This window comes from Micrococcales bacterium (genome assembly GCA_009784895.1).
Lineage (GTDB): Bacteria > Actinomycetota > Actinomycetes > Actinomycetales > WQXJ01 > WQXJ01.
In genome coordinates, this window is record WQXJ01000054.1 from 1 (window position 1) to 13,969 (window position 13,969).

Genomic DNA, 13,969 nt, shown 5'->3' on the forward strand with positions numbered 1-13,969 from the left:
AAATGTGGCCTACTACAACACGCCTAGTCCGGGTTCGGCTATTCAATACGCCGAGCGGCTTGATGAGACCGGGGCCCTGCTGGCTTGGGGCTCGCCAGATGCATATCTGAAAGCGACCCCTCCCCAAATCAAGGTGGCGCTGGCGGATTATGACTGCCGGCTGGCCGCCAACTACATGGAAACCGTCATCGCGACCCAGCGGGCCGTGGAACAGGAATTCCTTGACGCCAATCGCCAGGTCTTGGAGGAAATGAAAGCCGCCGCCGGTGACTGAACCACCTCCAAAGGTCCCATGTTTCGGACCCGAAGCTGGCTCCCGGCGCCTCCAAGCCCACCACCTGCGGATTCCCGCAGAATCTCAGTATTCCTCTCTTGCAGCTGCCCTCATGTCATTCAACTCAGCTCGATGAAGGTCAAGGAACGACCGCTCCACCCGGATTTGTACGTCAAGTATTCGGTTGAAATAGTCAGTTTGTGCGCGACAATCATAATCCGCAACTGCGACTTCGACTTGGGCCGGTGAGGCAATTAGTCTCGGAGAGTCGTCAGTTGCTATGTCCGAGTTTTCAAGCGAACGCGCATAGAAGAAAGCCATCAGTGGAGTTGCTTGATTCAAATACCCTGTATTAGACGGGATGATTTCCTGGCCGCCCGTAACATCAATACCTGCCGCCATCATGCACTGCGACCATTCCCGGTTTAGTTTCACGGCCGCTGAATCAGACGGCACGTCCATAAATGTCAGCGTCTTGACGGCCCAAGCCAGTTCATTGAAATTGGCGTCAAAGCTTTCGGAACGCACCCCTTTCTCCGGTACGACTCCATTTGCATTTCCCACGCAGCCGCCAATCCCTTGATCTTGACCAGGAATCACTTCCGCGTAACCAATGAAGGCGACGTTGTATTGCGACCGGGCAGATGGGCTAAGACCATTTACGTAGGCTTGATTTTGGGCGTCTGCGGGATCACTGTAATCCTCGATCCTTGTGTCCACTGTATCTGGGTCCACCCCATAACCCCACCTCTCTACATGTGATCTGTCAGCATCAAGAGGTGGGACGTATAGCGTTGACGCCATGTCGCTAATGGAAGAGCCGAGTCCCTCGGCCGAGCCACCGTATTCAGTCGGGTAATAATTGAAACCGGATTCCTTCATACATCCCGCGATGATTCTCTCTCTTTGTTCGTGTTCAGCCTTTCTCATCAAATACTGCTCTTCAGGGTTCCAAACCGGCCCATCAAGGAACGGCCGATACGGGCCAAGCGGCGTATCTTCGGGCAACGGCTGCCCAAACGCCGCCCTGGCAGAATCGTTCGGTGCTATTTCGTCCCCCCTACTGGATGACTCTAGTCCAGCTTCTTTATCCGGACGGCTCGAGACTGTCGCCTTGACCAGAGCGCTCGGCTGCCAGTCGTTCGCGCACGCCCCAAGCGTCGCCGCTGCGACGATTGTCGCCACTGTGACCGCACGAGAGACCTGCCGCGCGCGCCTCGGTCGGCGACCGCTGTTGAGACGCGCGCGGCATACATCAGTTAGTACTGGCACAGGAACTTATCCCCTCGATATAGTCATGATATCTTCACTGGATCATAATAGCAGAAAACCCCGGTTGGGCCTGCAAAATACATTGCATTGTGGGTTTTCGGGCCATAGATCCCGTCAGCCGTAACACGCAATGGGTTACTCTGCACGCTCCTTAACGCATTATATGTATTTGTCCCAAACTTCCCGTCAAGAGCGAGATTCTTCCCGAAGCAGTAGTTCAGGGTGTCCTGAAGGTGTAGCACTCCCGCGTATTTGGTTTGATTATATGTACCGGCCAAACACTGCCTGTTTACAACGGTATTGGCGCGCGCCCTTCCAGGTACCCAGATCGCGTATGATACGCCCTGCCCGGCTGGGACCAGGTAGTCAACGCAATACGGGTAGTTGACTGCGTTTGCCTCAGTGGAAACGCCTGGGGATATTACCACAACGGAGAATGCAAGCAACGCTGCCGCAACGAGTGAAACGCACAGTCTTACGACGAATGCCGTATAGTGTCTTTTCATTTTGGATATTCCTTGTCTTCCGATGGAAACTGAGTCGATTCGGTTTGAATGGGAAGCGTTTGTTTAGCTGTGAGAGGAGGCGTCAGGAGCCCCGTCCGAAGGTCCGCAGCGCACCGGCTCCAACCGGCCGCCGCTGGCCTTGAATCGACGCCAACACTCAACGACCAGGTTGACGAAGTACTAGAATAGCGATTCGGTGGCATTTCCCTTAGTTCCCTAGGAGCCAACCAGAGCCGCAAACAGTCGCTATGATGTGCAACGCGGATATCCTGCCGCATTCGCCTCTGCTGGAGACCTAGGGCCAATTGCAGCGAACAGGGAGAACGCGGCCGGGCTGGCTGCCAGTCGCCTCGGAGAAGAAACCAGTTCACGAGGCATTGGCGGTTACCTTTCTCTGGAAGTCGAGTACGTCTGCCTCTTTAGTTGGGTTAGCGTCGTTGATATTCTGTCTCTTCAGTTCGGATTAAGTCTGTTTGCTGCGCGCACAGCCGGGTCAGCGATGCCCAGGGTTTGCTTGCCGCATCCAGTCCTCGGAACCAGGATAGCGTCAGGCCGGAGGCTCACCGTGACTCTCGACATAACGTTTTGGTGACAAATTCACATGTCCCGGTCTGCTGCTGGCGCCCCACAATCATCCTTGAGCGGGCTTTCACCGGGGTGGCAGCGGCGAGCCGTGGTGGCGTCCCCCTTTCTGTGACTGGACGTGCCCCGTTCAGAATGTGTTGGCGACTCCGACGGTCTATGGGGCGGACCCTGATCCCAGCAATAGTCGTCCTTTTCGCCGCAATTGGCGCCGCCTGACCTCGTTCGACGCGTGCCGGGCCAGAGTGCCGAATGCCCGCCGACCCCTTTTCCGGAGTCATGCGGGCCGGGCAACCCTTGCTATCGCGACAACAACGCGGAGCCGGGGCCTCCTGGTTTTCTGGTAGTTTGCTTGAGTACTTTTGCTACACCCGGCAGGCCGGTACGGCCGTTCAGCACATACCCCACAAAAATCTGATCCGGAAGGAGCAACTTCGTGACAGACCCGGTCAAGCGGCAAACCGGACAGGCTGTGCCTAGCGTGGCCGGTTCGACCGTGCCGGGTCTTGACGCGGCCGCCTCGGGCCGCAAACTCGGTGTCCTGTGGGGTCCGGGCCGGGCCGTTTGGGTTTTGGCCGGTGTTGCCGTAGTTGGGCTGATCGTTGGTTTCGTGTTGGGCGGTCTGGTCAAGTCGCCCGGTGAGGCCGGTCGAGACATGATAGGTCCGGCTGAGGGGCTGATTACTGCTCAGGTTGAGGCTAGGGAGATCACAGCTACCGTGGTGGCCAGGGCAGATGTGGCCTTTTCAGACCCGGTGCTGGTGACCCCGTCCACTCCAGAGGGCACGCTGAGTGCAGTGGTGACTGGGGCGGTGCCCGAGGCCGGTGCTGAGATCAACGCCGGGGACGTGATCTTGGAGGTTTCTGGCCGGCCGGTCTTTGTTCTGCCCGGCGGGTTCAAGGCCTACCGGACCATGGGATCAGGGACAAGTGGCCCGGATGTGGCCCAACTGCGCGCCGCTCTGCAAGGCCTGGGGTTCAACGCCGGTACCGTTGGCGCCGAAACCTACGATGCGGATTTGGCGGTCGCAGTCAAAGCCTGCTACGACAAGGCCGGATATGCGGCACCGGGCAGCGAGGACCCGGCCTTGGCTAGGGCGGTGCGTGATGCCAGCGACGGACTGACGGAGGCCCAAGAGGCCGCCGGGCAGGCCAACAAGGAACTGGCCAAGGCCCAGGCCGTCCTGCAGACTGCGGTCGATGCCTATGCCGCGATCAAGAATGGGCCGGGCAAGGCGACCGCTAAGGAGGCTGTCATCCAGGCTCAGGAGGTGGTCGACGCCGCCCAAATGGCCGCCACAGGGGCCGGGCGGGCGGTCGCCCGGGCTGAGCAGAGCCTGAGCGATGCCCAGCGAGCCGCATGGACTCAAATGCCGGTTGGCGAGGTCGTGTTTGTCGATGACCTGCCTCGCCGGGTCGATCAGGTCAACGTCATGATCGGTGATGACCTGGCGGCCTTGGCCAGCCCTGACCCGACTGGTCCGGCCGGTGAGCCGGTCGCCCCGGTGGTGCTGTCAGGTGCCGAAATCAAGGTCACGGCCCAGGTCAGTGCGGCTGAGGGCGAGTTGCTGAAGGTTGGTGGCCCGGCGGTGTTGACTTTGCCTGGGGCCGGTGAGGTCACCGGTGAGATCACCACAATTTGCGACAAGGCTGCCCTGCCCGATGCCGGCTCCCAGGCTGGGCAGGGGGGCGGCGGCCAGGCGGGTGGCGAGCAATGCCCGGTTGGAATCAAAGTGGTTGATTTTGGTGATTTGAGCCAGGCCGATCTAGTTGGGAATCTACAGGTCACTATGACTGTGGGGACCAGCGCCGAGGGCTCTTTGGTTGTGCCGGTAGCTGCAGTAGCGGCCAACACCGCTGGCGAGGCCCAAATCACGGTGATCGACGGCGACCTGATCAAAGGTGGGGCCGCCAAGGACCAGGCCACCAAGACTGTCAAGGTTGAAGTGGGGTTATCAGCCGAGGGCATGGTTGAGATCAAATCGGCCGAACCCAATATCAAGGCTGGCGACCTAGTTGTGGTTGGCCAAGGCGCGGCTGGTAGCTCGCCCGGCCCGCCCGGGTAATGAGCCGACCGGTGCGCTCTAAACGCAGTTCGGCAGCCACAGGCCGTGCGGTAACGACACCCAACTACGGCGTGGCACTTGGGACGGCGGGCAGCGACGCGGTGGTTGAGTTGGCCGATGTGTCGCGGTCGTTTCCCGGACCGCGTGAGGTACTAGCACTGCGAGGCGTTGACATGACCATCCGCGCCGGTGATTACGTCTCGATTATGGGGCCGTCCGGTTCCGGCAAATCAACGCTGCTGAACGTGCTGGGGCTGTTAGACACCCCCACTGTCGGGACCTACCGGCTGGCCGGTGTTGACACTATTGGGCTGAAGGACAAGGCCCGGACTAACCTGCGTGGCCGGCGCCTGGGGTTCGTTTTCCAGGCTTTTCATCTGCTTCCCCGGCGTACCGTGCTCGACAACGTGGTCATGGGAATGGCCTACTCCGGGGTGCCCAGGGCGGAACGGGTCAGACGAGCGATCACCGCCCTTGAACGGGTGTCATTGCTGCAGCGGGCCAGCTTCTACCCCATCACTTTGTCTGGTGGCGAACGCCAACGCGTCGCGGTGGCCAGAGCGATTGCTGGCCAACCGGCAGTGCTACTGGCTGATGAACCAACCGGGAACCTTGACCAGGCCACCTCCGGTGGGATGCTCGACGTGCTCGATGGGCTCAACGCCCAAGGCCTGACCGTGGTCGTGGTGACCCATGACAAGTCGGTGGCAGAGCGAGCCGGGCGCCGCATGGTCATGGCCGACGGTCGCCTAGAGGAGGTGTCCGCGTGAGACGCCTCGGACGTTCGGCAAAGTCAACCGAGCCAGCCGAAAACAGAGCACCGGTACTTGAACCGGCCGTCGGAGCAACTGAACCACCCAAGTCAGGACCGGGACTGCAGCTGGGGCCAAGCAAACCGACCAGGGAGAACCGTTTCGGGGCCAGGGATTTGCTAGTTGAGGCGATTACCGGTTTAGCTGGTCGCCCCGGCCGGTTGACTTTGACTGCCTTGGTGGTGGTGTTGGGGATTGGTTCCCTGGTGGCAACAGTCGGTTTGGCGCAAACTGGCGCCCGGCAGCTCCAAGCCCGGTTCGACCAGGTGGCCGCCACTCACGGTCTGGTCAAGGTGGCAGAGGACCCCAACAACCCTGGCGTCGCCCTGAACACGCTGCCGTGGGACGCCGGGGAGCGGGCGGCACGGCTCAATGGAGTCAGGTCGGCTGGCACTGTCTCTAAGATCGAGCTGCCCGACACCCGGATTAGCGCGGCACCGGTGTTTGATCCGATGGCGCCACCGGGCCGCCAACCCACCATCATGGCTGCTAGCGCCGGGCTTTTCGACGCGGTGGCCGGTCGCCTGGGCCAGGGTGTTTGGATTAACTGGTTCCATGAACAGCGGGCCGAACCGGTTGTGGTGCTAGGCGCAAAGGCCGCCAAGCTTCTGGGGGTAACCAGGGTTGACAACCAGCCGGCGGTTTTCGTTAATGGCGCTCCCTACACGGTGATTGGGATTCTTGACGGTGCCGAACGGTCGGTCGACCTGCTTGAGGCGGTGATTGTGCCCCAGACCACGGCTCGGCAGGCCATGGGGCTGGAACAACCTGGTGAACTGCATGTCCATCTGGAGTTGGCAGCTGGCCCCATGGTGGCCAAACAGATAGGAGCGGCCTTGAACCCAACTGTTCCGGCCGGATTCGATATCACCATGCCGCCGCCGCCTTCACAGATGCGCCAACAACTCACGGCCGACATCAACTCGTTGTTTTTGATCCTGGGACTAGTGGCACTGGCGATAGGTGGCGTCACAATAGCGGTGGTGTCATCCCTATCAGTGATGGAACGCCGGGGAGAGATTGGCCTGCGACGGGCCATTGGCGCCACCCGGTCCCAGGTGGCAGCCCAGTTCATCACCGAAACCGCGATAGTAGGGCTGTTGGGAGCGTTGGCCGGGGCGGCGGCCGGTGTCCTGGCGGTGGTGGCGGTGGCCGCCGCCAACGACTGGACGCCAGTGCTTGATCTGCGCCTAGTTGGTGTCGCCACGTTGGCTGGGATTCTGGTCGGCATTGCCTCTGGACTGTTGCCGGCCACCCGGGCCGCCCGCCTCGAACCAGCCACCGCCCTCCAGCAAGGCACCTGAGCCGAAATGATTTCGGCGCCAAGCCGTGATGATTCTGCCGCGAGGGGCGTAGGGCGTGGCTGCTAGCGTTGGTCCGGTGCAGGCCGGCCCAATCATCAGTGATCTATCTGACCCGGCGGCGCAGCGCCTGGCAGATGTGGCCAAACCCAGTCACAACAACGCCAAAACCGCTGTGGTCGAGGACCTAGAACCGCTGCTGCACGCCATTGCCGCCGGGGTTGAGTTCATCGAGCTTCTCGCCGACTCGACCCGCCCGGTACCGACGGAACTGCTTCAGGCCTGCCAAGACAGTGGCCTGGGCCTACGCCAGATCGACCCAGCCCTGACCAAACGCATCTTCAAAACCGACAAACAGCCCAAAGTCTTTGGGATTGTCCGCACACCCAGGCCGGCCCGGCTAAGCCAACTGCTGAACCGACCAGGCGACTTGGTGGTGCTAGACGGAGTCAGGATTGTAGGCAACATTGGTGCGATTGTGCGTTCGGCCGCGGCCTTGGGCGCGGCCGGTGTGGTGCTGGTTGACTCGCAGCTATCCACGGTGGCTGACCGCCGCCTACTGCGCGCCAGCCGCGGGCTGGTTTTTTCGTTGCCGGTTGTCATCGCCACAGCGGATCAAGTGGCAACGTTCCTGCAGCAGAACCAGATCCCGGCAGTCGTGCTCGACGCCCACGGCGACACCCGGCTCTATCAACTGAGCCAGCGCCCAGAGCGCCTGGCCTTGGTTTTCGGTTCAGAACGCAGCGGGCCTTCGCAGGGTTTGGGACGCCTGGCCCAAGTGACCGTGTCAATCCCGATGTCGCCCCTGGCCGAATCGCTTAACGTCTCGGTCAGCGTTGGCATCACGCTTCAGGCCCGGGCCGCGGCACAGGCCTGAACTGGGCAAGCCCCGACCTCGTTGTAAAGCCGCAGCAGGGCGGTGGCCGCCCGGCCCCATGTGTTGCGGCGCCCATGTTCAACCCCACCTTGAGACAATCGGGTGCGCAAGTCGCTATCCCAGGCCAGCTGGACAATGGCGGCCGCCCAAGCCTGTGGCTCACGGGTCTGGAGCAAAATGCCGGTGGCGTTGTCGACCACCGAACTGCGCAGCCCGGTGGTCGAATAGCCAATCACCGGAGTCCCACAAGCGGCCGATTCCAGTGCCACCAGCCCGTAGGTTTCGCTATGAGACGGCATCAAGGTCAGCCGCGCGCCGCGCATCAGCCCAGCCAGCCGGTCCATGGTGACAGCGCCAAGGAAGACAACATCATCACGCACACCCAGTTCAACGCAGAGTTCCATCAGACTCGAGGCATAACCCAGATGCGCGCTCGAAGGCGCCCCACTGACCAACAAGGCCGGCCGGTGCGACGACTCGATCGCCGCCAGGGCCCGGATGGCCAAATCCTGGCCTTTGATCGGCTGGATCCGCCCCACCATCAAGACGTAACCCTGTGATCGTTTCAACGCAGCAGGCAGGCCAACTAAGTGCCCGGGGTCACCTGGACCAAACCGAACCGTATCGACCCCGGGCGTAACCACCGTGATCTTGCTGGCCGGGGCGCCCAAGTGAGCGGTGATGGCCGCCGCCTCGGCCGGAGAGACCGCCACTACGGCATCGGCCCCCCGCACAAGTTCAGCCTCCGCTGCCAACCGGCGCGGGCCTTCGGGGCTATCGCCTGGGGCCAGGTTGCGGTTCTTCAGCGCCGCCACGGTGTGCAGCGACTGAACGTGGGGCACCTGCCAGTCAGTCGCCACTTGGCGACCGGCCAGGCCGCTCAGCCAATAATGCGAATGAACCAGGTCAGCCGGTTGGCCGCGAGACACCTGGTCGGCAAACTCGGCCGCAATATCCGGCTCAAGAGCCTTCTTGTCAACCGGCCCCAAGGGACCAGCCGCGATCCGGTGGACCTGCACCAAGGGGGCCAGGTCAACCGCGGGCTGGTCAAGATGGTCAGGCAAAGTCGCCCGGGCGTAAATATCGACCGCCAGACCGGCTTGGCCCAGCGCGGCGGTGACGCCTTTGAGATAGGTGTTCATGCCGCCGGCATCGCCAGTGCCGGGCAGGTCCAGCGGCGAGGTGTGCAGTGACAGCATCGCCACCCGGGTCACCTGGCCGTCAATGGCGGGCCGGCGGTGGCCTAGATCCTTGCGCGCACCCACGGCAGCCACCCTACCTGGCACCAACTGCCCGGGACTCCTCCGGCCAGCTCATAGAAAAGCGTCCAGGCCTTGGGCCTTCATCCGGTCAACCAAACCTTTGACCCGTTGGACCTGGTGGAGCCGGCAAATCAGCAACGCGTCTGGTGTGTCAACCACCACCGTATCCTCAAGGCCAATCAGACCAATCACCCGGTTTGCCTGACGCACCACAACGTTGCCAACTGCGTCCAACACAACCAGCGGCGCGTCCGTCGCTACCTCGCCCATGACCAGTTGGCCGTTGCTCAGCCGGTCTTTGGGTAAGCCAGAGGCCAAGGCGGTGAAATCGCCCAGGTCATCCCAGTCGAAGTGGCCCGGCACGGTGGCTACGCCGCCTTCGGCCGCGACCGGCTCGGCCACGGCGTTGTCGAAGGCAACCTTGGTCAAATGGGGCCAAAGCGCCTCGACCGCGGCCTCGTGCCGGTCGGTGTCCCAGGCCGCCGCCAACTCGACCAAAGCCCCATGCAATGTGGGTTGAAGGCGAGCTAGATGGTCCAAAAGCACGCCCGTACGCATGACGAACATACCCGCATTCCAGCGGTAGCCGGCATCGGCCAAATAGGCCCTAGCCCTGGTCAAGTCCGGTTTTTCGACGAAAGCTAAAACCTGGCAGGCCTCCGGCGCACCAGCCAGCCTGAGCCGTGGCCCGGCCTTGATGTAGCCGAAAGACGTCACCGGGCCGGTCGGTTCAATGCCAATCGTGGCGATGTAGCCTTTGGCCGCCGCCACCTGCGCCTCCGCCACGGCACGGCGAAACCCGGCGGTGTCGCGAATAATGTGGTCGGCCGCGAACGAGCCGAGCATGACATCGCCGTGGCGTTGGTGCATGACCGCCGCGGCCAAGCCAATAGCCGGCATCGAATCGCGCGGCGCCGGCTCAATCAGCAGGTCGTGGGCCTGAAGCTGGGGCAGCTGGTGCGCTACCTCGGCGGCGTGGGGTTGGCCGGTCACCACCACGATGCGCTGGGCCAGGCCGGCCAGCCGGTCGTGGGTTTGCTGGATTAGCGTGCGGCCCTGCCCGGTCAGGTCAAGCAGGAACTTGGGTTTGGCCGCCCGGGAAATTGGCCACAGCCGCGTGCCGGATCCGCCGGCCGGGATTACCGCAATCAGTCCGGTCACTGGCCGCCTTCCGCTTGGTGGCGCTTGCCTGGGGGCGGTTGGCCGATGCCGAAGCGCCGGCTTATGCGCGCATAGACGCCTTGGGCAATGGCGCCGGCTTTTTCCGCCCCTTGTGCCAATATGCGGTCGAGTTGGGCCGGATCGTCTAACAGGTCTAGGGTCTGCTCTCTGATTGGCCTGAGGGATTCGACTGTTAGGTCAGCTAGGTCCACCTTGAGGTGGCCGTACATCTTGCCTTCGTATTGGGCCACGATTTGTTCTATTGGCTGGCCGGACAGGGCCGAATAGATGCTCAGCAGGTTGGCAATACCGGGTTTGGACTCCGGTTCCCAGCTGATTTCGCTGCCCGAATCGGTGACGGCGGATTTGATCCGCTTGGCAATGACCTTCGGTTCGTCTAGCAGCTCGATAATGCCGCTGGCGTGACCGGTTTTCGACATTTTGGCCGTGGGTTCCTGCAGGTCCATGATGCGGGCGGTCGATTTGACGATATGAGGTTTTGGCACCACTGCCGTGCCTTCGCCAAAACGCGAGTTCAGCCGGCCGGCTAGGACCCGGCTGAGCTCGAGGTGTTGGCGCTGGTCCTCGCCCACTGGCACCACGTCTGCGTCGTAAAGCAGAATGTCCGCCGCCATTAGCACCGGATAGTCGAACAGACCCACTGTCACGCCCTGATCCCCTAGTTTGGCCGATTTGTCCTTGAATTGGGTCATCCGTCCGGCCTCGCCAAAACCGGTGATGCAGTTGAGCAGCCAGGTCAGCTGGGCGTGTTGCGGCACCTGGGATTGGACAAACAGCACTGATTTGGTCGGATCCACGCCGGCCGCAATGAACTGCGCCGCGGTGGCCCTAACCCGACTGCGGATGTCTTCTGGGTCAGGCGACACTGTCAGGGCATGCAGGTCAACTACGGAATAGATGGCCTCATAGTCCGCCTGCAGTTCGATCCACTGCCTCAGGGCACCTAAGTAGTTGCCCAGGTGGAGCGAGTCAGCCGTGGGCTGGATCCCAGAGAACGCGCGCGCATTTGACACGGGAGACATTGTGGCACGGCCAGGCGTAGGGTTGGGCCCAATCATGCGCGTGACACCGACCCATCTGGCCGACGGCCGTGAGCTGTTCTACTTCGATGACTCCGAACCGTTTGCTTCCGGCCAGGCGACCCGGCGGTTGGATGACCCCAGGCCGCTGAGCCCACCAGACCACCAGTCCGCGCCGGAAATGCGACTTGACCCGCTGGCTGGTGAATGGATCGCCATGGCCTCAGACAGGATGGAACGGACCTTCATGCCGGCGGCCAAATCATGTCCGCTCTGTCCGGCACAGCCCGGGGCGGCTTACCAAGACGGCGAGATCCCTGACGCCGACTACGACGTGGTCGTCTTCGAAAACCGCTTTCCGGCCTTCGCCCGGCCGGCTGATCAGGCTATTGACGCTGGGTGGAGCCTTGACGATGACCCGATCTGGCCAGTGCGCCCGGCGGCTGGGCGCTGCGAGGTGATCTGTTTCAGCCCCGACCATGACGCCAGCTTGTCGACGCTGCCGCCTAGCCGGGTGCGGACCGTGATAGATGCCTGGGCCGTGCGTACCGAAGCCCTTCAGCGGCTCAACGGCATTGCCCAGGTCTTTCCCTTTGAGAACCACGGCCGGGAGATCGGCGTCACCCTGCCTCACCCGCATGGCCAGATCTACGCTTTTCCGTATCTGCCACCAAAGACCGCCGCCCTGGTGCGCCAAGCCCAGGCCTACTCGTTGCGCACCGGCGGCCACCTGCTAAATGACCTGACCCGAGCCGAGGTCCAATCCGGCCGGCGCCTAGTGGCCCAAACCGGCCACTGGATCGCCTATGTGCCGGCGGCGGCTCGCTGGCCAGTTGAGGTGATACTGGCGCCGCGCCAGGACCGGCTGGACCTGCCGGCCCTGAATCAGTCCGAGCGTGATGACCTGTCCCACCTGCTGCCCTGGTTGTTTGGGGGCCTGAACCACTACTTCGCCGGCGCCAAAGGCCAACCCATCGACATGCCCTATATCGCCGCTTGGCACCAGGCGCCGCTAGCCCCCGAGCTGCGAGCTTTGGGCCGGCTGCAATTGCAGCTGTTTTCTACTCGCCGCGCGCCGGACAAGCTCAAACACCTAGCCGGTTCGGAAAGCGCCATGGGCGCCTGGCTCGCAGACACCGTGCCCGAGCGCATTGCCGAACGCCTCCGCGCCGTTCTGGCCCCCTTGGATCATGTCTGAGCTACTGCGGCCCTGGCCGGCTGATGAGGGCGCGGCCCGCGCAGCCACGGCTTTTGCCCGGCATTTTGGCCACAGCCCGGCGGCGATCTATTCGGCTCCCGGCCGGGTCAACCTAATTGGCGAACACACCGATTACAACGGCGGGCTGTGCTTGCCTATCGCCTTGGAGCACCGCACTTTTGTGGCCTTGTCACCTTTGAAGTCCGATGCCGTTGAGTTGGCTTCCGGCGCGGCGCCGCCTTGGCAGGGCGATTTGTCCCAGGTCGTTCCGGTTGCCAAGTCGCCCTTGCCAGGCACAGCGGGTTCACAGCCGGGAGGAAAGACAGAAGCCTTTACACTTCAGGCCGTGTCGCACGCGGCAGCCGCAGAGCGGCTGCCCGAGAAGACGCGGCCAGCAAGCACTGCTGTACAGCCTTCTGGCATGGGCGCCGCTGCGCCCTTGCCAGAAGGCTGGGGTCGGTATGTGGCCGGAGTGGCTTGGGCCTTGGCCCAGCGCGGGTTGGCGGTTGGTGGCTTTCGGGGTCAGGTCGAATCCTGTGTGCCGTTTGGGGCCGGTCTGAGTTCATCTGCCGCTTTGGAGTGCGCCTTTGCGCTGGGTTTGAACCAGTTGTCCGGCGAACCTTGGCCTGATTCCGCAGCTAGCCGGGAGCTGATGGCCCAGGCCTGCGTTGACGCCGAAAACATCATTGTGGGCGCGGCCACCGGCGGCATGGACCAGGCCGCGGCCCTGCTGGCTCGGCCCGGCCATGCCTTACTACTTGACTTTGGCGCCGGCGGCCAATCAACCCAGGTGCCCTTTGACTTAGCCGCGGCGGGTCTTGTGCTGCTGGTCATTGACACCCGAGCCTCCCATCAACTGCATGACGGCCAATTCGCCTCCCGCCGCCATCAGGGCAGTGCGGCAGCCCGGGCACTGGGGGTCAAGGCCTTAGGGGAGCTCGGCATCGGGCAAATGGAAGCAGCCCTGGCGCGCCTGGACGATCCGCTGCTAGTGCGCCGTACCCGCCACATCGTCAGCGAAAACGAACGGGTCTGCCAGACCGTGGCGGCACTGGAGCGGGCCGATCTGGCGCAGGTCGGGGCGCTGCTGAGCGCCTCTCACGCCTCAATGCGGGACGATTTCGAAATCTCCTGCCCTGAATTGGACCTGGCGGTCGAGGCGGCCCAGGCCACCGGCGCACTGGGGGCGCGGATGACAGGGGGCGGTTTTGGCGGCTCGGCCATCGCTCTGCTGCCGGCCAGTCTGGTCGACCAGGCGACCGCCGCGGTTGACCGGGCCTTTGCTGACGCCGGTTTCGTCGCGCCGGTGTTCCTCCTGGCTACCGCCGGCGGCCCGGCCCAGCGCGTCGCCGGGAAAAGGGCCTAGCAGCGCCGTTCTCGCACAGGTGGCAATGTTTGTGGGTCGTGCTCGCGCTGGTTAACACTTTGCGTCAACCGCGTGCGACCCGGGCCAGGCGGCTAGCAGCACCTCCCCCGGCCAAGCGGCAACGCTTATTGGCCGCGTCTGAGGTTACGTTTGGTTGAGTGTGGTCGGGTGGCGGGTTTTCGGGGCCTGGCCTGTGGGTTTACTTCGAGTGGCGGCTACCGGGCTGGGTGGATGCCTGGCAACATCAGCTGCT

11 protein-coding genes are annotated in these 13,969 nt (G+C 62.9%); 7 read left to right on the plus strand and 4 right to left on the minus strand.

Going from position 1 to position 13,969, the window contains the following annotated elements:
- Positions 1–274 (plus strand): hypothetical protein (locus FWD29_08610; GenBank protein MCL2803990.1); only part of this gene is annotated, 274 nt, incomplete at its 5' end.
- 84 nt (positions 275–358) lie between these two features.
- Here FWD29_08610 and FWD29_08615 read toward each other — a convergent pair.
- Positions 359–1,282 (minus strand): hypothetical protein, encoded by a 924-nt coding sequence (locus FWD29_08615; GenBank protein MCL2803991.1) that lies wholly within the window; start codon positions 1,280–1,282, stop codon positions 359–361.
- A gap of 1,788 nt (positions 1,283–3,070) precedes the next feature.
- Here FWD29_08615 and FWD29_08620 point away from each other — a divergent pair.
- The 4 genes from FWD29_08620 (at position 3,071) to FWD29_08635 (ending at position 7,689) form a co-directional block, all read left to right on the plus strand.
- Complete coding sequence (locus FWD29_08620) at positions 3,071–4,699, plus strand: hypothetical protein (GenBank protein ID MCL2803992.1); 1,629 nt, start codon at positions 3,071–3,073, stop codon at positions 4,697–4,699.
- Between the two features lie 71 nt (positions 4,700–4,770).
- Positions 4,771–5,469: an ABC transporter ATP-binding protein gene (locus FWD29_08625; GenBank protein MCL2803993.1), complete on the plus strand. Its 699-nt coding sequence runs from the start codon at positions 4,771–4,773 to the stop codon at positions 5,467–5,469.
- Complete coding sequence (locus FWD29_08630; GenBank protein ID MCL2803994.1) at positions 5,466–6,815, plus strand: ABC transporter permease; 1,350 nt, start codon at positions 5,466–5,468, stop codon at positions 6,813–6,815. Before FWD29_08625 ends, FWD29_08630 begins: the two co-directional genes overlap by 4 nt.
- 55 nt (positions 6,816–6,870) lie before the next feature.
- The gene (locus FWD29_08635) at positions 6,871–7,689 is read left to right on the plus strand and encodes an NshR/TsnR family 23S rRNA methyltransferase (GenBank protein ID MCL2803995.1); all 819 of its coding nucleotides are present in this window, start codon (positions 6,871–6,873) and stop codon (positions 7,687–7,689) included.
- Here the strand turns inward: FWD29_08635 and FWD29_08640 are convergent.
- Genes FWD29_08640 through trpS form a run of 3 tightly spaced genes read right to left on the minus strand, consistent with a single transcriptional unit; the run spans position 7,662 to position 11,155 of the window.
- Positions 7,662–8,954 (minus strand): glycosyltransferase, encoded by a 1,293-nt coding sequence (locus FWD29_08640; protein ID MCL2803996.1) that lies wholly within the window; start codon positions 8,952–8,954, stop codon positions 7,662–7,664. The genes FWD29_08635 and FWD29_08640 overlap by 28 nt on opposite strands.
- 48 nt (positions 8,955–9,002) lie before the next feature.
- Positions 9,003–10,112, minus strand: a complete 1,110-nt coding sequence (locus FWD29_08645; protein ID MCL2803997.1) for a sugar phosphate nucleotidyltransferase — start codon at positions 10,110–10,112, stop codon at positions 9,003–9,005.
- The gene (gene trpS, locus FWD29_08650) at positions 10,109–11,155 is read right to left on the minus strand and encodes a tryptophan--tRNA ligase (GenBank protein ID MCL2803998.1); all 1,047 of its coding nucleotides are present in this window, start codon (positions 11,153–11,155) and stop codon (positions 10,109–10,111) included. The genes FWD29_08645 and trpS overlap by 4 nt, the downstream gene beginning before the upstream one ends.
- Positions 11,156–11,189: 34 nt before the next feature.
- Here trpS and galT point away from each other — a divergent pair, with 34 nt between their 5' ends.
- A complete protein-coding gene (gene galT, locus FWD29_08655) occupies positions 11,190–12,350 on the plus strand; it encodes a galactose-1-phosphate uridylyltransferase (GenBank protein MCL2803999.1) in 1,161 nt (386 codons plus the stop codon).
- The gene (locus FWD29_08660; GenBank protein ID MCL2804000.1) at positions 12,343–13,716 is read left to right on the plus strand and encodes a galactokinase; all 1,374 of its coding nucleotides are present in this window, start codon (positions 12,343–12,345) and stop codon (positions 13,714–13,716) included. Before galT ends, FWD29_08660 begins: the two co-directional genes overlap by 8 nt.
- Positions 13,717–13,969: the final 253 nt, after the last annotated feature.